The following is a 19,779-nucleotide window of genomic DNA, read 5'->3' on the forward strand; positions in this document are numbered from 1 at the left end:
CTGTTCCAGAATCAATTTTTTTAGAATTTTGAAATTAATTGAAAAATAGGTGTTTTTGGTCTATTCTCTGAAAAAATAATCTAAAATATCAAAAAATGCAGTTCATGAGCAATGACCAACCATTTCTATTGTGTTATAATTAATTATGTTAAGAAAGCAATGAGAGAGAGAATGGAGAGATGTTAAATGTCAAATAAAGTTCTAACCCGACGCGAACTGCGTCAACAGAAACGACAGAAGACCACTAATTATCGCTACCTTAAAAAGGGGTCTGCTGTGGTCGGTACTGCCTTAGTAACGGTTTCGGTAGCGGCACCATTACTAAACACCCATGAAGTAGAAGCTGTTGAAGGAAAAACGACTGCAACTACGTCAAATGTTGATAAAAAAGCTTTTATCAATGAAATTTCAAGTGAAATCAAACCGTTAGCCGAAAAACATGATCTTTACGCTTCGATTATGATCGCACAAGCCATCATTGAAAGTGATTGGGGACAAGATAGTTACGCACAAGCCCCTTATTACAATCTATTTGGTTTAGAAGGTCAATATCAAGGCAAGTCTGCAATGCTAGACAAGAAGAACCCAGAAACCGGTCAGACTGAAAAGAAAGAACTAAAACAATATGGTTCTTATAAAGAAGCAATCCAAGACTATATTGAGATCATCAAGACAACTTCTCGCGATGGCAACGAAAATTATTTTAGTGGAACTTGGCGTAGTAACGCTCAGGACTACCAAACAGCTGCCGCAGCATTAGAAGGTCGCTTCAATGACGATCAAAGCTATGTTCAAAAATTAGTTTCAACGATTCAAGAACATGACTTAACCAGCTATGATGCGACTGAACCAGTAACACCGCCAGTGGCACAACCAGCTGCTGAAACACCAGCTCAGCCAACAGAATATACGGTTCAATCTGGTGATACAGTTAATTCTATCACGAACGAATTTGGAATCGGTGTTCAAGAATTTACTGACTGGAACAACATTGACGACAGCAATATTTACGCTGGACAAAATGTGGTTGTCGGTAATGGGACGACGACTCAAGAAGCTGCTCCAGCAGTTCAAGCAACTCCGGTTGCAACTGCAACTCCAGTTGTTGATCAATCAGTTGCTAATGTTACACCAATTTCGGATGTAACGCCAACACCAGAAGTATCGGCAGCAACTACGGAAGTAGCACAGCCAGAAGCGACAGCGCCAGTTCAAGAAGCACAAACACCTGTGCAGCAAGAACAAGCGCCAGCTGAAGTGCAAACTCCGGAACAACAACCGGAACAAACACAACAGAATCAAAATCAAGAACAGCAACAACAACAAAATCAACAACAGCAAGAGCAGCAAACACAACAAAACCAGCAACAAGAACAACAAACAACTGATACTACTCGGGGACAACAAGTTGTTGAAGAAGCTGAAAAATACATTGGCACTCCTTATGTTTGGGGCGGAAAAGACACAAGCGGTTTTGATTGCTCTGGTCTTACTCAATACGTCTACAAGCAAGTAACTGGAGAAGATATCGGTGTTTGGACAGTTGCGCAAGAATCTTCTGGTACTCAGATTTCAGTTGATCAAGCTCAAGAAGGCGATTTGCTTTTCTGGGGTGATCAAGGTTCTACGTACCACGTGGCCATCTCAGCAGGGGGAGACCAATACATTCACGCACCACAACCAGGTGAAAACGTGAAATACGGTTCAACTCAATACTACACACCTGACTTCGGCGTTCGCGTATACTAAAAGTAACTTAAAAATAATATCCAAGGAGACTAAAAAAAACTTAGTCTGCTTGGATATTTTTTTGTTGAAATATAGTAATAATGCTCGCTACAATGTGAGTAGGCATTTACATACATTAGGAGGCAGCTGATGCGAACAAAACACATTGAAACGGAACGATTATTTTTTTCCCATTGGGAAGAGATCGATCTATCACTGGCTGAAGCATTATGGGGTGATGAAATGGTCACTCATTTTATTACTAAGAACGGCTCTTTTTCTACTGAACAAATCACTCAGCGATTGCGGTTCGAGATCGAGAGTCAAAAGGAATGCGGGTTACAATATTGGCCATTATTTCTTAAAAGAGAGGAAAAATTTATTGGTTGCTGCGGTCTGCATGCCTATGATCTAGAAAATCAGATTGCTGAGTTTGGGGTTCATTTGCTGCCTTTCGCGTGGGGCAATGGTTTCGCTGAGGAAGGAGCAAAAGGAGTGATTGATTATGCAACGGCTAGAACAGATTTATCTGCTTTATTTGCGGGACATCATCCAGATAATCACGCTTCTGAGAAATTATTGAGAAAGGTAGGCTTTCAATTTCTATCAAGGAATTATTATGAACCAACTGGTTTGGAGCATCCGTCCTATCTTCTGAAACTAACTGTTAATCACTAGTTGATGAGACCATTTAATCTCATCAATTTTTTTTTAGAGATAAAATGCTTGAAATCGCTCAAATGTTATAATGATAATAAAAAAGGGTGGGACACGATGGTCTATCAACTCAATCATACGGAGCATAAAATCTATCAAAAAATAATGAGAGCGGTTGCGAAAGGCGAGTTGCCTAAATTGACAAAGGTCGCCGAAGAAAATTATGTTTCGACGACCTATATCGTTAAATTTGCTAAAAAATTGGGGTATTCAGGATTTAGCGAAATGATTTATGTTAATAAATATAAGCAACGCTTAGGAAAGACAGCCAGTCATTCTGAAATCGCTCTTTTTGATCAGGGAGAGGTTCATAAATTAGCTGACTTGATCAAGCAATTCTCAGATAAGATCATCTTTGTCTTCGGAATCGGTTATTCGGCGATTATTGCGGATTATCTGCAAAAGAAACTTTCAAAACTAGGATTATTTGTAAATAGCAGTTCGCCGATTGACATGACGATACCTTATCAAGAATATTTAGTTATTTTTATTAGTAAAAGCGGTGAAACCGAAGATGTTTTAGAAATTGCTAAGAAAATAAAGTCGAATGTCTCCGTTTCACTACTATTGACTGCGGCGGCAGATAGTTCGATTGGTCGACATGTTTCACACACACAAATGATAGAAACAGAACGTGAACCGAATATGCCAGATCTTTTTGATAGCAAGTGTTTAGCACTTTTTGAATACATTTTATTGGAGCTCAACAAGTAGTTACAATTGTAACTGGTCTAAAAAATTTTAATCCTTCCGGCTGTTGTATAGTGAATTCAGATACAAGAAATGAGCGCAGCAAAAAGGAAGGATGAGGTCAGATGAAAAAGTTTAATGTTGTATTTGTGGGAGGCGGAAGCACGTATACTCCTGACATGATGGAGTTAATGTGTTTAGTAAAGGAAACCTTCCCGGTGAAAAAAATTGTTCTTTATGATAACGATGAAGAACGCCAAGAACCGATTGGGCAATATGGTGAGGTATTATTTCGCGAATATTATCCTGAATTGGAAGAATATGTTTATACCACCGATAAGGAAACGGCCTTTAAAGGGATGGACTTTGCTTTTGTTCAGATTCGGGCTGGCGGGTTATCCATGCGTGAACAGGATGAAAAAATTCCTTTGAAGTATGGTGTAATCGGGCAGGAAACCTGTGGGCCGGGTGGATTTGCATATGGAATCCGCAGTGTCTTGGCAATGAAAGAATTGATTGAGGACATTCGAAGCTACTCGCCGGAAACGTGGATTTTAAATTATTCCAATCCAGCGGCAATCGTGGCAGAAGCGTGTAAGTTATTGTTCCCAGATGACCATCGGATCATTAACATTTGCGACATGCCAATCGATATCATGGATGTTTTCTGTCCACTGGCTGATAAAAAACGTCAGGATGTTGAACCGCGCTACTTTGGTTTGAATCACTTCGGCTGGTTTACGGCGATGTACGATAAAAAGACTGGGGAAGATGTTCTACCGACAATCTTGCAGGAATTATTATCTGGAAACGCCAGCGACAAGTTGGGCTTTACTGCTAAAAATGATGAGTACTGGAATTTCACCTTTAATCATCTGGAGAAAATGGTTAAGGATTATCCTTATTCGTTGCCTAATACGTATATGCAATATTATCTATACCCGCAAGAAATGGTAGAGCATAGTGATCCAAATTATACTCGTGCTAATTATGTGATGGATAATCGTGAAAAGAATGTTTTCGCTTATTGTCGCGAGATCATCGAGTTAGGCAAAATGAAGGGAACGAAGCATGATTTAGATTTGCGCTACGGGGAAAATGCGGATAATGAAAATGAGAAAGCGTCGGTAGCCAATAATGATGCTCATGCAACCTATATTATTGAATTAGCAGAAAGTCTCGCATACAACAAACATGACATTTTCTTACTGATGGTCAAAAATGATGGTGTCATTCCAAACTTAGAAGACGGGATGATGCTGGAGGTTGCTTGTCGGGTAGGGTCTTATGGTGCTCAGCCATTGGCGTATGGCCCAATCGGTACGTTTGAAAAAGGGTTGTTGGAATCGCAATACGCGTATGAAAAATTAACTGTTGAGGCGACTTTGGAAGGGTCTTATCAAAAATGTCTGCAGGCTTTAGCTGCGAACAGAACGGTGGTTGATACGGATTTAGCGAAGACGATCTTAAACGAATATATTGAGGCAAACGGACAGTATTTCCCAACATTTAGTTAGGAGGATTACGATGGAAGCTTTCACAAATTTAATTGATAAATCCTTAACGCCTTTTGCAAATAAATTGGCAGGGAATAAGTATTTGACTGCCTTGAGTCATGGCTTGATGGCAACCTTGCCGATTCTTATTTTTGGATCAGTCTGCATTATTATCGCGGATTTTCCTGTTCCGATTTTTCAGGAGTTCATGGTTAATACGTTGGGAGATGTCTGGACTGAGTGGGCTTGGGAAATTGTTGTTCCTTCCACGATTGGATTGATGTCGTTGTTAGCCATCGTTGGTGTTACCAATTCTCTTTGCGAGCAGAATCAGGTGAACGCGACACCAGCGATCGTCATAGCAATTTGTTCTTTCTTTGTTTTGCTGGTGCAGACAAAGGATGGCGGATTCAGCGCTTCTGATTTTGAAGCGCGGGGCCTGTTCATGGCGATCATTACAGCCGTGATCTGTGGAGAGCTCTATGCCTTTTTGATCAAACACGATATTCGAATCAAAATGCCGAAGGGTGTTCCTGATTTTGTTTCAAACCAATTTTCGGCGATTATTCCGGCAGCGATCATTATTCCGATCTTTCTGATTGTTCGTTTGGGTTTTGAGGCTACCTCATATGGCACCTTTACTAATTTCCTGATTGATATTGTACAGAAGCCTTTAGTCGGGATTGGGTCGACTTTGGTGGGAACCACGATTGCGTCTTTCTTCAATACGTTCTTCTGGTTCTTTGGTATTCATGGGACAGCAGTAGTAGGAGCAGTGATGGACCCGCTTTGGTACGCGGCCCAATTTGAAAATCTGGAAATTTTTAAACAAGGCGAAAGTCTCATCCGACCATTTATTGGAACAATGGATTACGCAAACTTCTTTATTTACCTAGGTGGAACAGGATTAACCTTTCCCTTAACATTGATCATGGCATTTAAATGCCGCTCGCAACGGCTAAAAGATTTAGGAAAATTATCAATGCTGCCTGGTTTTTTCAATGTGAATGAGCCCGTCATTTTTGGACTGCCGATCGTCTTGAATCCAATGATGCTGATTCCATTTGTATTGGCACCATTAATTTCGATTCTTGTTTCTTGGATGGCGATGTCCAGCGGCTTAGTTCCCTATCCAACCGGTGTTACGATACCCTGGACAACGCCAGTATTTATTGGCGGCTGGTTGATGACCAGCAGTTGGAAAGGCGGGGTGTTGCAGATTATCGTCTCGATCCTGTCAGGTTGTATCTATTATCCATTTATAAAAACACTAGATCGACAATATTTAGCTGATGAGCAAGAGTTAGAAGAACCTGAAGAAGCCATCAGTGTTGAAAAACAAACGGTGAGTGTCAATGTGTAAAATTTAATTATACCCCTATTGAAGAAGTTGGTTACCCCTATGACCAGCTTCTTTTTTTTTTTTTATGTTTTGAAAACTACAGGCTCGGCCTGTGGTTCGTGAGAGCTTCCAGCGATGTAGAAAAAAAACCTCCTAAGAAGCTGATATGAAAGGGAGTTCTCAACCACTCATATTCAGTCAAATGAGGATATGTCATGAATGACAAACAAAGCTACATCTCTAGTCAAGTTTAAGTAGAACCATACAACATCACTTGAAACATCTTCTCGTGATTTGCGATTTCAACAAAAGAGATTTTTCCACCATGTTTTTCCACGATTTTTTTACTGATAGCTAAACCAAGCCCGCTGCCATTTTGAGTAGAGCGAGAGCTGTCCCCGCAAACAAAGGGTGAAAATAATTGTTTCTGCAATGCTACCGGGATTAGCGTTCCGTCGTCTTTGATCTCGAAAACAATCTTATTATCAAGATAGAACAAACGGATCTGCACGGTTGTTCCAGCCGGATTATGCTGGATACTGTTGCCAATTAGGTTATCGAAAACGCGACGCATCTCAATGGGGTCGCCAGAAATTTCTAAAGGTTCTTCCGGTAAGTCAAAATGCAGTTCGATACCATTTGTTTCTGCGGAATCAAGATGCTCCAATAAAACTTCCCGAACCATCTCGGATAAATCCAGTTTTTGAAGATGAAGCTGATAATCCGGACTTTCCAGTTTTGAAAAAATCAATAACCGATTCACTAATTCATTCATATGATCTGTTTTTGTGACAATGGTTTCCATTGTTTGCGGCAATTTATCTTCACTAACTAATCCATCTGCCACCGCTTTTGCAGATCCTTGGATCGTCGTGAGCGGTGTACGCAGATCGTGAGCCATGTTCGCGAACAATAGCTGCCGTTCTTTTTCATAATAAGCGCGTTGCTGCTCGGATTTTTCCAATTGATTTGCCATATGATTAAAGGAATCCTCGATCTCGACGAATTCATATTCAGCATTCATATGAATTTTTTTTGAGTAGTCTCCGTTTTTTATGGTCCGTAAGCCATTAATTAGAACGGTATTTGGAGCGACGATATGTTCCTTGACAGATTTTGAGTACCTTCTAAGGCAAAAAATAAAAATAAGCAGTAAAGGGATAAGCAAAAGTGCCACACTTTTAAAAATCGCTGTTGAGGTCGGTGAACCGATTTTGTTGAAAACAAGTGTGAAATTTCCGCGAATAGCATTTTGCGGCATCTTCGTAATACAAATATATTGACGACCATCTGTGCCTTTGAAAGGAGCAAAGGTGGCCATATATTTTTTTTTAGAAGTATTGCGTTTGAAGGAAACGGGTCCAATCTGATAGATCTTTTGCTTGATTACGGATTGCAGTGCCTCCATTTCAAGCAATTGCTTTTGAGTATAGTGCGTCTTTTTTTCGCCAACCGGACCTTTAGTGTAAATCACATGATTATTGTCATCGAGAATTTCTAGCCAGCCGTTAACATCTTGCAAGGCGGAGATATTGATTTTTTTATAATCAGGCCGAACGATCGTTTCTGCACATAAATCTTTGACGATGTCGTTTGTACCGGATACAAAAAACTGAGCAATCGTGGCTAGCGCAGAGATCAGGAGCAACATAAGAAGAGAAGTTGTAATATATTTCTTCGTTAAAAAGCGTCCTAATGTTTTGGGTTTCTTACTCATGGCACTATCTTATATCCTAATCCGCGGATTGTTTGGATATAAGATTCCTCCTCTCTGATTCCCAGTTTTTCTCTCAGGCGGCTGATATAAACCATAATATTATTATCATCAACGATATAGGTGTCTTCCCAAACGGCTTCATAGATCTGTTTTTTGGTAAAAACACGACCTGGGGTGCCTAATAGCAAACGTAAAATTTTAAATTCGATCGAGGTCAAGTTTACCTGCTCGTTTCCCTTGAAAAGAAGACATTGCTCCAGGTCAAGAACTAAATCATGGAGTGCAATTGTTTTTGGTTCAGTAATTTCCTGAGCGCCTAAAGAATAGAAGCGGCGGAGTTGAGCGCTGACACGTGCAACCAATTCCAACGGATCAAACGGCTTGGTCACGTAATCGTCTGCTCCGATATCTAATCCCAATACTTTGTCTGCACTCGCATCTTTTGCAGTTAGAAAGACAATCGGCATATTTTTCTCTGCGCGAATTTTTTTGATTAATTGGTAACCGTTCATTTTAGGCATCATAATATCTAAAATGGCTAGATCGATTTTTTCTTGTTGGATACAGTTCCAAGCCTCTTCGCCATCTGAAGCAGGGAAGACCTGATACCCATCTTTTTCTAAATATAAAGTCACAAAATCGATGATCCCTTGTTCATCATCCGCTACTAAAATCGAAAATCCCATCCAACGCACCCCTTCATTTTTCCTATTCCCTTCTATTATACCGTTCAAAAGAGCTATTTTATATCCACTCTTTTAAAAAGCAACGAAGTCACTAGTATAATGCAAACGATAATCAAGACAGAAGAAAAAAGAGCATACAGTAAATAGTCCGTATTACCGGCCATCAAATGGTTGCTGACGGATAGAGCAGAATATTTCAGAACTTCGACAGCATTCGTGTTAATCAAATAATTGAGCACAAAGAGACTGATTAACGAAAAGATAAAAGCAATAAAAGGAGACAAAAATAGTCCGACGAGTAATGTTACGGCCATAAAAGAAGCGAGATGAAGAAAAATAAGTCCAATCATCGCTGCTGTGTTCGACAAATCGATCATTGATGAAGAAAATGCGCCATTGCCAATACTAGAGTTGGCAATAAAGAGATAATAGCCGCCGCCTGCGGTAAGAGTGAACAGAACAAAAGCACCAAGAGCAGTCGTCAATAACGCAAGAAATTTCGCAACAATAATCGGTCCTCGTTTACCAATCCGCAAGAGCGTCATTTTGATTTGTCCACTAGTAATCTCACCAGAAAATTGAAAAGCTGTGACCAAAATCAATAAAATACCCCAGATACCTAGTGCGCTGAAGAAGGCCCAAATCGTGGTAATAAAATCTAAACAAGCGAATTTTCCGCCGCTGGATAGGGCATCGCCGGTAAACGTCAAACCGCCAGTCGAGATCCCGAATGCCATGATCATGACTAAAATCGATGGGATCAGTAGAATCAAACTATTTTTTCTTTTCAGTGTTTTGATTATTTCCATTTTATAAATTGTCCATATTTCCATAATTGATCGCTCCTAGTTTTTTTATTTCATCAGCTCAATCAAGTGAGCTTGCTGGTTTTCAAAATGAGTATTTTGATCAGAATAGCTGATCACGCCATTGCTTAACACCAAAATATCATCAGTCAAGTCACACACTTCCTGCATTTGATGACTAGAAAAGAGAATCGCTGTACCACGTTCGTCGCAAAGTTTTCGCAGCAACACCTTTACTTCCTCCACACCAATCGGGTCAAGACCCACAAAAGGTTCATCCAAGATCAATAATTCGGGTTTAGTGATCAACGAAAGCGCCAAAGCCAAACGTTGTTTCATTCCAAAGGAAAAATTCTTGACCTTTTTTTTGGCGGCATTATCCAGTTCTACAAAGGCTAAACTTTCTTGGATCATTGGTCTCCGTTCTTTTCTAGGGATCGAATCGATTAACCGAATAGAAAGCATCAAATTATCGTAGGCGTTCAAATCTTCGTAAAATTGGACGTCCACTAATGAACCGATTTTCATTTTTGTTTGTGTATCTGTTGTATTCAAGGTGCGGCCGTTAAAAGTCATGCTCCCTTTGTAGTTCGCAGTCAGCCCTAAAACACACTTCATTAAAGTTGTTTTTCCTGCACCATTTCGCCCGAGCAGACCAGTAATTTTTCCTGGTAGGAGCTGCAAATTTATTCCTTTCAAAATGGTATTATGCCCGTAGCTTTTTTGCAGATCGGTAATTTCTAAAATCGTTGTTGCCATAATTTTTCCCTCCGGTTTCCTGTGAGTGCATCTATTCAGTAGGTGTGATGCATGTATCATTTCCTGATAAATCCAGTATAGGCAGGGAAACTTGCATAGAACTGTTCTTAACCTTAAAGTAACCTTACAATTTTAAATGTGCAAAAAAATGAATTGTCTAAAAATAATAAGTGGTTTTTATTACTTTATCTGCAAATTTGGTATAATTATAGAAAGAAGAGAACCTATTTGAGTAAAAACGAGGTGGAAGAGATGAGAGAAATAGTGCTTGTTGGTGGGTCGATTTTAGTAGTTCTTTTACTTTTTTCGCTTGTTAACCATTTTAGTAAACGTGTTGAATCAGATCCTTTAGAGCATGATTTGATCGTCTCGATAAAAATGGATCCCGCCCCGGATATTATTCAACATATCAAGATAAAAAAATTGGCAGCATGGGAAATTTATGGGGAAGGTGTTTTTAGAGGGAAATCCCAATTGACGAAAGAAGAAATGAAACAGTTGCTCATAAATGAATTATGTCTACCTGAAGAGACAGTGATCGTGGTCGAAGCAAGAGAGAAACCTGCAAAATAAAAGAGAATAGAGCAAAAGAAGGAGCGACTGTGACATGTCGTTCCTTCTTTCAGTTTATTATTGTAAAAAGAGCCATGAACCGACTGCGATAAATGATAGTGAGATGATATAAACAAGGAGACTGGTACATAGAACTAGAATCTTTCCATTCTCACTAAGAATATTTGCTTTAAAAGCTGGTAAAACTAGATCATATTTTTGAAAAAGGAACACACGACCAGCAACGATTCCAGCAATAATTCCGAACAAGAGTAAAAAGAATGAAAGGCTGATGGTTGACGTAAGTTTCAGAAAAACGCAAGAAGTTAACGTAGCGACATAGACATATTTTTCCAAAATGATCACCCGATTCCTTTGAGTATTCTGTTCCTTCTTCTATTATACGAAATCCTTGTGGGCTCTTGAGACGTCTGTGATTAAAAATGCTTTCTAATTTTTAAGTCTTTATAAAAAACTAGGGAAAAGTGATCAGTCCCCCTTTAGATAACGCCAGAGGGTAGTTCGACTGATTCCCAATTGTTCAGCCGTTTTCGTTTGATTGCCATTATTTTGTTCTAACACACTTAAGATAATTTCTTTTGAGTAATCAAATAGGGTGGGCTTTTCAACTTTCGTTTGCAAGGTGAAGCTTCCAAGATGACTGGCTGAAAAATTTTGGATTAATCGTTCCTTTCTCAACAGCTGAATAACTTGATGCTCAGAAATATAGTGAGTTGTTGCATTGATGACTAGTTCCTTAATGGCAGATTGCAGTTGATTGAAATTACCAGGCCAATCAAAAGCTAAAAATTCTTTCAAGGCATTGGGATCAAAACCGACCACCTCTTTATTGCATTCAATATTCATTTTATTCAACAGTAAGGTAGTGATCGCATTTAGCTCATGCTTGCGTTCCCTGATGGGCGGTGCATAGATGCTGGCGCAATTCAATTCGAACAGTAGGCGATGATAAATTTTTTCTTCTTGCACATTATTCGCATTATAGGTAAATAATAAGTTGTTTCGCTGTAAAAGCTTTGTGTTTTTTACGATCGTAATCAATTGCTCAGCGTCGCGAACCGAAAGTTGTTCAATATTTTGGAAAAGCAGTGTATTATTTTCATCAACCAGCGGACCATTTGTGGAATTAACGAGAAATTTCCACATCTTTTCGTTCATTAGTTTAGCATCAATAGAGATTAATTGATTGCTGTGAATTTTCTGATTCAAAAAAGCCTGGTAGGCGATACTGGATTTTGCGGTCCCTGTTTCTCCGACAATAATGATAGAGTTATAAAAATTATTGACTTGCTGAAGCTCTCGCTTCGTGTCCTCTTGGATAAATTGAGTAAATAGGAGTTTCGTGGTAAAAATCTCCTCGATCTCTGCTCGTTTCTGATAAAAGATGCCAAAGCGATTATTAATAATTGGAGGGGTCGAAATTTTCAAGTTGCAGCTATAGTAAGATAAATCATCAATACTTATTTTTTTGACAATAAGCATATAAACCTTGTTATTAAAGGTATGATAGTATTGGTTCTCGTCTGTCATATCTTTTTTTGTGCTCTGAATTGTAATATTAATCGCAACAAAGAACCCATCAAAAATTTCTAGTAAAATGAGTTTAGGATAACAAACTACTAGGAGTGATTTTGATGGGTTCACACAAAAAGCTTACACGAGATAATCGAAAATGTATAGAGACGATGATTTATGATGCCAAGAGTATTCAAGAAATAGCGGACAGAATTGGTGTTAGCCGAACAACGATTGATCGTGAGTTGAAACGAGTACCCGAAGATTTGATCTATAATGCCGACAATGCGCAATTAGATGCGGAAATGAAGCGCAGTGCCTGTGGTGCGAAGTCCAAATGGACTTCTGAATTCGCTTATCAGATTGAATGTGATCTTGAAGACAGCTGGTCCCCTGAACAAATTGCGAATGATCGTCAAATAGTTTCATTCAAAACCATTTACAATTGGCTCTATGCCGGTATTCTTAATGTGTCTAAACAGTGTCTGAGACATAAAGGCAGAAGACAAGAAAAACAAGAAGAGGCACGAGGCAAAATGACTGTAGGGCATACCATTGATGAACGCCCAGCTTCTGTGTCAACTCGAGAAGAATTTGGACATTGGGAGTTGGACACAGTTGTTTCTAGCAGAGGGGAAAGTAAAGCCTGCGAAGCAACGTTTATTGAACGGAAAACACGCTTTTATTGGGCGATCTCAATGAGGGATCGTACCGCGAAGTCAATGGCACAAGCGATTAAAGCTTTTGTGCAAGACCTAGGGAGTCACAAGGCATTTTTAAGCTTTACGGTCGACCGTGGGAAAGAGTTTTCTTGCTGGAAAGAAATTGAGAAAGATTTAGACGTACCTATGTATTTTTGTGATCCGTACTCCCCATGGCAACGCGGATCTAACGAAAATGGGAATGGTTTATTTAGAGAATTCTTCCCTAAGGGAACTGATTTTTCAAAGGTACCCCCTACGGAGAAACAGGAAGCATTACGCAAGATAAATATGCGTCCTAAAAAAACATTGAACTGGAAAAATTGTTGGGAAGTCTTTCAAGAAGAAATGTTGCAATTAATTTGACAATTCAACGTGCATAAAATTTTAGCAATCGAGTTGGATAATTCGATGGCAACATTAGAAAACTGAACTTGAAATGTACCGTCTAGAATAACAAATGCTTGTTTTTGCTGTTTGATGCTTTCTTCTAGTACAAGCTTTTCATGAATAACGCGTTTTAATTGTTTGGCGATGGTCAAAGCTTCTCGGTACGCGTGTTTGATACTTTCAAAACCAGAGGTGATCAAAATAGTATTGATCGATTTGGTTAACGCTAAGCGATTAGTGATCGCATCACAGAGAATCATTTCGTAGTTTTCCTCTGCCAAAATATCTAATGTCATATTTGCGTCGGTCATTTCATCTAAAGTGATGATTTTTATGTTGTAGCCTAAAATATCACAAAGTAGGTGGGCAGTTTCTGTGATACTGGCGTACCCAACGATGGCGAAATTTTCAGTGTAGTTTTTCGCTAATCGAATGGTTCCAAGGATATCATAAATGGAAATAGAAACATCGATGACTGGGATGGTGACCACTTGCCTGATCAAATCGGCAGTTCCTCCTCGGGAAATGATGGCATCATAGTTATTGTCAAAGAGTTCAGCTGCAACTTTCTGACCTTCCTCCAAGTCGGCAGTATAGATATCTGACTCTATTTCTGCAAATTGCTTACTAACAATGTTCATGGAATTATTCAATTCATCATAAGGGGCAATACCTAAAATTTTGATTTTCGTGGCCATTTATTTTCTCCTCGTGTTTCATATTAGAACTATTATACTGCTAATCATTTAGGTAATGTATTTTAAAAGTGGAAACGTTTCAAAAAGAAACGTTTTTTCTGATTAATGAATATAAAAAGCTACGAACGCAGGCTAAAATAAAATTATGAAATCAAAGGTGGTGAACGGATGATAAAGCTACTAGTTATTGCAGATGATTTTACTGGGGCTCTAGATACCGGTGTTCAATTTTCTAAACAAGGAATTTCAACACTCGTCTCAACCGATATAAAAATAAATTTTTCTGAGGTAGACAACACGCTGGATGTCTTAGTGATTGATACAGAAAGCCGCTACTTGAATTTTGAGGAGGCGTATGAATTAATTCATGCAATAATTGTAAGCGCTAAAAAAAATGGAATTCCATATATCTACAAAAAAGTCGATTCTGCATTACGCGGAAATATCAGTGCAGAGATCAAGGCTGTTATGGATGCAAGTAAAAAGTCAGCAATCCCATTTTTGCCAGCTTATCCGGAAATGAATCGCGTGGTGGTCAATGGCGAACTGTATATAGATCAGGTCTTAGTTTCAAAAAGCATTTTTTCAAAGGATCCTTATGAACCTGTGATTGAAAGCAATGTATTGCGCAGGCTAAAAATGGAAGCCGATATCGAGGGCTATTTAATAGAAGGAACTCTTCCGGAAATGTATAACGGTATCTTGGTTTTTGATGCCGAAACAAACGAAGATTTAGAAAAACAAGCTGAAATTCTCGAACAGGAGCAGCTACTATCTATCTCGATCGGTTGTGCAGGGTTTGCAAAGGTGTTAGCCGAAAAATTATTTCCTAAAGGTGAAGTTAAGTCCATTTCATTGAAAAAACCTCTCGTTGTGATTTGCGGAAGCGTTAATCCAATTACAAGAAAACAAGTTGATTACATTGAGCAGCAAAATTATCCGAGAGTTTCTCTACAATCGCATCAACTGTTATATCCGAATTATTGGAATGGGCGGGAAGGGAAAAAAGAGGTGGCTGATTATCTAAGCTTAATGACTGACCAACCCTTGATTGTATTTGAAACACTGAGTAAAGAAACTTGCTTAGGTATCGAGCAGCATGAGCAAGAACAAGGAAGGGGCGGTTCGGATTTTCGGTTCAAGATCGGCCAATCATTAGGTGAATTGACTCGAGCGATTTGGTCAAAAAATTGTGAGAATACTTTTTTGTTTACTGGCGGAGATACATTGTTTCAGTCAATGAACGTGTTAGGAGTCACTCAAATAAACCCAATCGCTGAAATCAGTGCAGGAGTAGTACTTTCTTCAATTAAGTGGAAAGATAAAAAAATCCAAGTCATTACTAAATCTGGTGGGTTTGGGAAGGAACAGCTTTTTGAAGAAATTAGTCAGTTAACAGAATAAAAAGAAAATGGAGGAAGAAAAATGCTTGTCGATTACAGTCTTAAAATGCCAAAGAACATCAATGCTGGAGAACACGCACTTGAACAGTTATCGGAAATTATCACGGAGGGTGTTAATAAAATCGTGATTTTTACAGATAAAGGAGTTTTAGGAGCAGGACTAGCGGATCTGCCCAAAGAATTAATTGAAAAAGCCGGTATAGACTACACGATTATTTCAGAGATTCCCGCGGAACCCAACTATCACGAAGCACAAGTAATGGTGGATGAGTTCAAAAAAGAACAAGCTGATTTTATCATCGCTATCGGTGGCGGCAGCGTGATGGATGTAGCAAAGCTGGCATCTATCCTTGCAACAGATGACTATACTGTTAAAGATTTACTGGATGATCCATTGTTGGCGAAGAAGCAAATCACAAGTCTGATGATTCCGACTACAGCAGGTACAGGGTCAGAGGCAACACCTAACAGCATCGTGGGTGTTCCGGAAAAGGAATTAAAAATCGGGATTGTCAATCCTGAAATGATTGCAGACTATGTGATTTTAGATAGCCGAATGATCAAAAATTTACCAAAACCAATTGCTGCTGCAACTGGAGTTGACGCATTGTGCCACGCAATCGAATGCTTTACTTCCGCAAAGGCTAATCCAATCAGCAATACCTTTGCATTAGAGGCACTGGATTTAATCATGAACAATATTCTCGAAGCTTGCACCAACCCAGAAGCTTTAGAGGCAAAAAGTAAGATGCTTTTAGGCTCATTCTACGCGGGCGTAGCCATCACTTCTTCTGGAACAACTGCGGTTCATGCATTATCGTATCCGCTTGGTGGGAAATATCATATCGCGCATGGTGTGTCTAATGCGATGCTACTAACGCCAGTGATGAAATTTAATCAGCCAGTAATCAAAGCGCTATTGGCACAAGCATATGATCGCGTGGTAAGGAACGGTGATATGGAATTAGCAATTGATGAGAAGTCTGATTACATGATCAAACAATTAGAAGAAATCGTCAAAATTCTAAAAATTCCAACTAGTTTAAAAGAATTTAATGTGCCTGAAGAAGATCTAGACGGATTAGTAGCCGCAGGTATGGAAGTCACTCGTTTACTTGTTAACAATAAACGAGAAGTTACACCAGAAGATGCCAGAAAAATCTATTTGGAAATTTTGTAATAAAGAAGAATTCAAAGAAAAAGAAGCGATACCTATAAATAGTGATCTTTATTATATAAAAGGAGTTAAAACGTTATGAAAAAAATCATCGGCATAACCATGGGTGATCCAGCTGGTATTGGTCCAGAAATTTCACTAAAGACTTTTCAAAAACCAGAATTGTATGACAGATGCAAACCGCTTCTTATCGGAGACAAAAGTGTTTTAGACCATTACTTAGCCAAGCACGCTGAGTTAGATTTAACAGTAAATCCGATCAAACATCCAAGTGATGGGAAATATATATTGGGTACCATTGATCTGATTGATTTACAGGTGGTTGACATGGCGGATCTGCCAATCGGCAAAGTATCGAAAGTCGGCGGGAATGCTGCATTTCAATATGTTAAAAAAATTATTGAATTAGCTTTAGCAAAAGAAATTGATGCTACGGTTACGAATCCTTTAAATAAAGAAGCAATGAATGCGGCTGGGCATCACTATGCCGGGCATACTGAGATTTACGCCGATCTAACGGATACAGACAAGTATACGATGATGCTGGCGGATGGAAATTTGAGGGTGGTTCATGTTTCTACTCATGTTTCATTACGGGAGGCGTGTGATCGCGCAACAAAAGAACGAGTGTTAGATGTTATTAGAATTGCCGATACAGCATGTAAAAATTTAGGTATAAATAATCCGAGAATCGCTGTGGCGGGATTGAACCCACATTGTGGTGAAAATGGGTTGTTCGGTCAAGAAGAAATTGAAGAAATTAATCCAGCGGTCGAGGCTGCTCAAGCTGAAGGGATAAATGCATTTGGTTCGCTTCCTGCGGATACAGTATTTTCTAAGGCAAATGGTGGTATGTATGACATTGTGGTTGCTATGTACCATGATCAGGGCCATATTCCGTTAAAATTATTGGGTTTTGTATATGATCAGAAAACAGCTAGCTGGGAAGCAGTCAAAGGAGTTAATATCACACTGAATCTGCCAATCATTCGAACTTCTGTTGATCATGGAACAGCATTTGACCAGGCAGGGAAATGGACTGCTAGTGAATTGAGCCTTGAAAATGCGATTGATTATGCCATTCGTCTAGCAGAAAATTCTTAAAAATGAAACATATTGAAAAAGGGGGATTTTTAGTGACAACAAATTTACCATGTGTAAGAAAATCAGAATCCAATGGTGTTGTGTATCGAGATGATTTTCTAAATGTAGATTTTGGACTAATACCAACGGGTGGTAATAATACTGCGCATGCACCAACCTTAATTGAAACGAAGGATGGAGGATTATTATGCGCATGGTTTGCTGGTAGTTTTGAAGGGAGTGGTGATATTTCTATTGTCGTATCAAAGCTAGATCCGGAAACACAAGTATGGTCAGTACCAGAAACAGTCTCAAAAGGCGAGGATCGCAGTGAACAGAACCCTGCTTTCTTTAGAGCACCAGATGGACATATCTGGTTAATCTATACTTCTCAATTGAGTCGCCAAGAAGGCAAAGACAATATGCAATTTACTTCGATTATCATGGTTCAAAAATCGAGGGATGAAGGAAAAACATGGGGAGCGTCAGAAGTACTATTTGCGAATGAGGGGACTTTTTCGCGTCAAGCAATTCAAATATTGAGCAACGGGCGCTGGATTTTCAGTACGTGGTTATGTGAAGATTCGCCAGAAGGCTTGACCAATGATCCAACAGAATTTCAATTATCTGATGATCAAGGAAAAACTTGGAGGGCTGTTCGAATGCCAGATAGTAATGGCCGGGTTCATGCAAACGTTGTAGAAGTAGCAACGGGACATCTTGTCGCATTTATGCGCAGCCGCTTTGCTGATCATGTGTACAGAAGTGAATCTTTTGATTTTGGTGATAGTTGGAGTGTTCCAGAAGCTACAGTTTTGCCTAATAATAACGCTAGCGTCAGTGCAATTAAACTGCGATCGAGTGAAGTTGCGCTAGCCTATAACATGAACGCCGCAAATAACGCAGAATTCGGAAAGGTTACATGGCCAGGTTTGCGAAACCCAGTAGTGGTTTCTGTATCAGAAGATTTTGGAAAGACTTGGCCAGTCGGTCGCATCCTTGAGGCTGCTGAAGGATACATTGGTAATGAGAATAAAACCAATAATTCTCAGCATGAGTATCCAACGCTTTATCAAGATAGAAAAGGTCTTTTGCATTTGGTCTACGCCTACAAAAATCGTCTTTGTGTGAAGTATGTTCGTTTTACTGTGGAAGAGCTATTTGGTGAAAAGCGAGAGGCAGAAGGGTTATACAATCCAACTTCAGGTGAAGGCGTTAATAAATAAAATGGTAACGCATTCTTAAAGGCTATAGATTTAAAACAAAAAATTAAAGGAGCGAGTTGAATGAAACAAACAGAATTGAAAGGGATCATTACCCCGATTTTAACCCCCATGAATGAGGATGAAAGTATTAATCTCGAAGAGCTTCGTATCCAAGTTGATCGCATGATTGAAAATGGTATACACGGAATCTTTCCTTTCGGGACTAATGGAGAAGGCTATATTCTGACCGCAGAGGAAAAGAAATCCGTTCTTGAAACAGTTGTTGATCAAGCCAATGGTCGCGTGCCAATTTATGCTGGAACAGGAACACTTTCCACTAAAGAAACGATTGAACAGAGCAAGATGGCTCAAGCAGCAGGGGCAGATGTACTTTCCTTAATTACTCCAAGTTTTGCTGCTGCTAGTCAAGAAGAGTTATACACACATTATAAAACAGTCGCTGAAGCAGTGGATATGCCGATCGTTCTTTACAATATCCCAGCTAGAACAGGCAATGCGATCGCTCCTGCGACTGTAGGAAGATTGGCTGAAATTGAAAATGTTATTGGAGCCAAAGATTCTAGTGGGAATTTTTCGAACATTTTGGGCTATATTGATGCGGGTAAAAAGAAGGAGAATGGTAAATTTTATACGTTGTCTGGCAATGATCAACTGATTATCTGGACACTTTTAGCTGGAGGAACAGGCGGTATCGCAGGGTGTGCTAATGTTTATCCTCAAACAATGGCTTCAATCTATGATTTGTTTGTGCAAGGAAAAATAGAGGATGCTAAAAAAGCAAACGAAAGCATTCAAAGCTTTAGGGCCTGCTTTAAATATGGAAATCCAAATACAATCGTGAAAACGGCTACTCGTTTATTAGGGCATAACGTAGGCGCGTGTCGTGCGCCATTTAATCAAATTCCAGAAGAAGGAATTGAAGCAATCAAAAAAGTTTTAGAAGAAAATAAAGCAAAAGGTATGAAGTAATCGAATCCTGCTTCAAGTAGCAATAAATTGTTGTATTTAGATAGAATATTTTCTTCTTTATGAAGGTAATATTCTATCTACTTCATAAAGATTTTTCAATAAA

Annotated in this window: 19 protein-coding genes; 12 read left to right on the forward strand and 7 right to left on the reverse strand. The window is 39.2% G+C overall.

All coding sequences use genetic code 11. From position 1 onward, the window contains the following. The first annotated feature begins 186 nt into the window (after nt 1-186). From IGI38_RS17385 to IGI38_RS17405, 5 genes are all read left to right on the forward strand, one after another. Nucleotides 187-1,749 carry an NlpC/P60 family protein gene (locus IGI38_RS17385; RefSeq protein WP_438732891.1) on the forward strand — a complete coding sequence of 521 codons (1,563 nt, stop codon included), beginning with the start codon at nt 187-189 and terminating at the stop codon, nt 1,747-1,749. 129 nt (nt 1,750-1,878) lie between these two features. Further along, on the forward strand, nt 1,879-2,406 hold the full coding sequence (locus IGI38_RS17390) for a GNAT family N-acetyltransferase (protein ID WP_438732893.1): 528 nt from the start codon (nt 1,879-1,881) through the stop codon (nt 2,404-2,406). A gap of 96 nt (nt 2,407-2,502) precedes the next feature. Beyond that, complete coding sequence (locus IGI38_RS17395; RefSeq protein ID WP_438732895.1) at nt 2,503-3,159, forward strand: MurR/RpiR family transcriptional regulator; 657 nt, start codon at nt 2,503-2,505, stop codon at nt 3,157-3,159. 101 nt (nt 3,160-3,260) lie between these two features. Next, entirely contained in the window at nt 3,261-4,652 is a 1,392-nt protein-coding gene (locus IGI38_RS17400) for a 6-phospho-alpha-glucosidase (protein WP_438732897.1), read from the forward strand. A 10-nt stretch (nt 4,653-4,662) separates the two neighbouring features. Continuing rightward, nucleotides 4,663-5,994 (forward strand): PTS sugar transporter subunit IIC, encoded by a 1,332-nt coding sequence (locus tag IGI38_RS17405; RefSeq protein ID WP_438732898.1) that lies wholly within the window; start codon nt 4,663-4,665, stop codon nt 5,992-5,994. A 229-nt stretch (nt 5,995-6,223) separates the two neighbouring features. On the opposite strand, the gene IGI38_RS17410 is transcribed toward IGI38_RS17405, so the two are convergent. The 4 genes from IGI38_RS17410 to IGI38_RS17425 are packed head-to-tail and all read right to left on the reverse strand — an operon-like array spanning nt 6,224 to nt 9,941. Then, nucleotides 6,224-7,690, reverse strand: a complete 1,467-nt coding sequence (locus tag IGI38_RS17410) for a sensor histidine kinase (protein ID WP_438732899.1) — start codon at nt 7,688-7,690, stop codon at nt 6,224-6,226. Then, complete coding sequence (locus IGI38_RS17415) at nt 7,687-8,376, reverse strand: response regulator transcription factor (protein ID WP_438732900.1); 690 nt, start codon at nt 8,374-8,376, stop codon at nt 7,687-7,689. The genes IGI38_RS17410 and IGI38_RS17415 overlap by 4 nt, the downstream gene beginning before the upstream one ends. 53 nt (nt 8,377-8,429) lie before the next feature. Then, complete coding sequence (locus IGI38_RS17420; RefSeq protein ID WP_438732902.1) at nt 8,430-9,209, reverse strand: ABC transporter permease; 780 nt, start codon at nt 9,207-9,209, stop codon at nt 8,430-8,432. A 21-nt stretch (nt 9,210-9,230) separates the two neighbouring features. Then, nucleotides 9,231-9,941: an ABC transporter ATP-binding protein gene (locus tag IGI38_RS17425; RefSeq protein WP_438732904.1), complete on the reverse strand. Its 711-nt coding sequence runs from the start codon at nt 9,939-9,941 to the stop codon at nt 9,231-9,233. Nucleotides 9,942-10,193: 252 nt separating this feature from the next. Between IGI38_RS17425 and IGI38_RS17430 the strand changes: the two genes are divergently transcribed. Further along, entirely contained in the window at nt 10,194-10,514 is a 321-nt protein-coding gene (locus IGI38_RS17430) for a hypothetical protein (RefSeq protein WP_438732906.1), read from the forward strand. Between the two features lie 57 nt (nt 10,515-10,571). On the opposite strand, the gene IGI38_RS17435 is transcribed toward IGI38_RS17430, so the two are convergent. Together IGI38_RS17435 and IGI38_RS17440 are read right to left on the reverse strand one after the other, a co-directional pair. Beyond that, nucleotides 10,572-10,859 (reverse strand): porin, encoded by a 288-nt coding sequence (locus IGI38_RS17435; protein WP_438732908.1) that lies wholly within the window; start codon nt 10,857-10,859, stop codon nt 10,572-10,574. Nucleotides 10,860-10,982: 123 nt separating this feature from the next. Next, nucleotides 10,983-11,942, reverse strand: coding sequence for a helix-turn-helix domain-containing protein (locus IGI38_RS17440; protein WP_438732910.1), 960 nt, complete (start codon nt 11,940-11,942; stop codon nt 10,983-10,985). A gap of 206 nt (nt 11,943-12,148) precedes the next feature. On the opposite strand from IGI38_RS17440, the gene IGI38_RS17445 reads away from it, so the two are divergent. Then, nucleotides 12,149-13,096 carry an IS30 family transposase gene (locus IGI38_RS17445; protein WP_438725454.1) on the forward strand — a complete coding sequence of 316 codons (948 nt, stop codon included), beginning with the start codon at nt 12,149-12,151 and terminating at the stop codon, nt 13,094-13,096. On the opposite strand, the gene IGI38_RS17450 is transcribed toward IGI38_RS17445, so the two are convergent. Beyond that, entirely contained in the window at nt 13,069-13,818 is a 750-nt protein-coding gene (locus IGI38_RS17450) for a PrpR N-terminal domain-containing protein (RefSeq protein ID WP_438732912.1), read from the reverse strand. The two genes, IGI38_RS17445 and IGI38_RS17450, sit on opposite strands and share 28 nt — an antisense overlap. A gap of 168 nt (nt 13,819-13,986) precedes the next feature. Between IGI38_RS17450 and IGI38_RS17455 the strand changes: the two genes are divergently transcribed. The 5 genes from IGI38_RS17455 to dapA all read left to right on the forward strand — a co-directional run bounded on the left by IGI38_RS17455 (nt 13,987) and on the right by dapA (nt 19,676). Further along, nucleotides 13,987-15,222, forward strand: coding sequence for a four-carbon acid sugar kinase family protein (locus IGI38_RS17455; RefSeq protein WP_438732913.1), 1,236 nt, complete (start codon nt 13,987-13,989; stop codon nt 15,220-15,222). 21 nt (nt 15,223-15,243) lie between these two features. Next, the gene (locus IGI38_RS17460; protein ID WP_438732915.1) at nt 15,244-16,401 is read left to right on the forward strand and encodes an iron-containing alcohol dehydrogenase; all 1,158 of its coding nucleotides are present in this window, start codon (nt 15,244-15,246) and stop codon (nt 16,399-16,401) included. 75 nt (nt 16,402-16,476) lie between these two features. Beyond that, nucleotides 16,477-17,502, forward strand: coding sequence for a 4-hydroxythreonine-4-phosphate dehydrogenase PdxA (gene pdxA / locus IGI38_RS17465; protein WP_438732917.1), 1,026 nt, complete (start codon nt 16,477-16,479; stop codon nt 17,500-17,502). Nucleotides 17,503-17,534: 32 nt separating this feature from the next. After that, on the forward strand, nt 17,535-18,707 hold the full coding sequence (locus IGI38_RS17470) for a sialidase family protein (RefSeq protein ID WP_438732918.1): 1,173 nt from the start codon (nt 17,535-17,537) through the stop codon (nt 18,705-18,707). A gap of 60 nt (nt 18,708-18,767) precedes the next feature. Next, nucleotides 18,768-19,676, forward strand: coding sequence for a 4-hydroxy-tetrahydrodipicolinate synthase (gene dapA / locus IGI38_RS17475; protein ID WP_438732919.1), 909 nt, complete (start codon nt 18,768-18,770; stop codon nt 19,674-19,676). The last annotated feature ends 103 nt before the right edge of the window (nt 19,677-19,779 follow it).

The organism is Enterococcus sp. AZ128 (assembly GCF_051714485.1).
Taxonomy (GTDB): Bacteria; Bacillota; Bacilli; order Lactobacillales; family Enterococcaceae; genus Enterococcus_A.

Bases quoted from the DNA above. Each gene is read 5' to 3' on its own strand.
- IGI38_RS17385 (WP_438732891.1), top strand. From the start codon at position 187: ATGTCAAATAAAGTTCTAACCCGACGCGAACTGCGTCAACAGAAACGA.
- IGI38_RS17390 (WP_438732893.1), top strand. From the start codon at position 1,879: ATGCGAACAAAACACATTGAAACGGAACGATTATTTTTTTCCCATTGG.
- IGI38_RS17400 (WP_438732897.1), top strand. From the start codon at position 3,261: ATGAAAAAGTTTAATGTTGTATTTGTGGGAGGCGGAAGCACGTATACT.
- pdxA (WP_438732917.1), top strand. From the start codon at position 16,477: ATGAAAAAAATCATCGGCATAACCATGGGTGATCCAGCTGGTATTGGT.
- IGI38_RS17415 (WP_438732900.1), bottom strand. From the start codon at position 8,376: ATGGGATTTTCGATTTTAGTAGCGGATGATGAACAAGGGATCATCGAT.
- IGI38_RS17410 (WP_438732899.1), bottom strand. From the start codon at position 7,690: ATGAGTAAGAAACCCAAAACATTAGGACGCTTTTTAACGAAGAAATAT.
- IGI38_RS17455 (WP_438732913.1), top strand. From the start codon at position 13,987: ATGATAAAGCTACTAGTTATTGCAGATGATTTTACTGGGGCTCTAGAT.
- IGI38_RS17395 (WP_438732895.1), top strand. From the start codon at position 2,503: ATGGTCTATCAACTCAATCATACGGAGCATAAAATCTATCAAAAAATA.
- IGI38_RS17430 (WP_438732906.1), top strand. From the start codon at position 10,194: ATGAGAGAAATAGTGCTTGTTGGTGGGTCGATTTTAGTAGTTCTTTTA.
- IGI38_RS17450 (WP_438732912.1), bottom strand. From the start codon at position 13,818: ATGGCCACGAAAATCAAAATTTTAGGTATTGCCCCTTATGATGAATTG.
- IGI38_RS17420 (WP_438732902.1), bottom strand. From the start codon at position 9,209: ATGGAAATATGGACAATTTATAAAATGGAAATAATCAAAACACTGAAA.
- IGI38_RS17445 (WP_438725454.1), top strand. From the start codon at position 12,149: ATGGGTTCACACAAAAAGCTTACACGAGATAATCGAAAATGTATAGAG.
- IGI38_RS17425 (WP_438732904.1), bottom strand. From the start codon at position 9,941: ATGGCAACAACGATTTTAGAAATTACCGATCTGCAAAAAAGCTACGGG.
- IGI38_RS17405 (WP_438732898.1), top strand. From the start codon at position 4,663: ATGGAAGCTTTCACAAATTTAATTGATAAATCCTTAACGCCTTTTGCA.
- dapA (WP_438732919.1), top strand. From the start codon at position 18,768: ATGAAACAAACAGAATTGAAAGGGATCATTACCCCGATTTTAACCCCC.
- IGI38_RS17460 (WP_438732915.1), top strand. From the start codon at position 15,244: ATGCTTGTCGATTACAGTCTTAAAATGCCAAAGAACATCAATGCTGGA.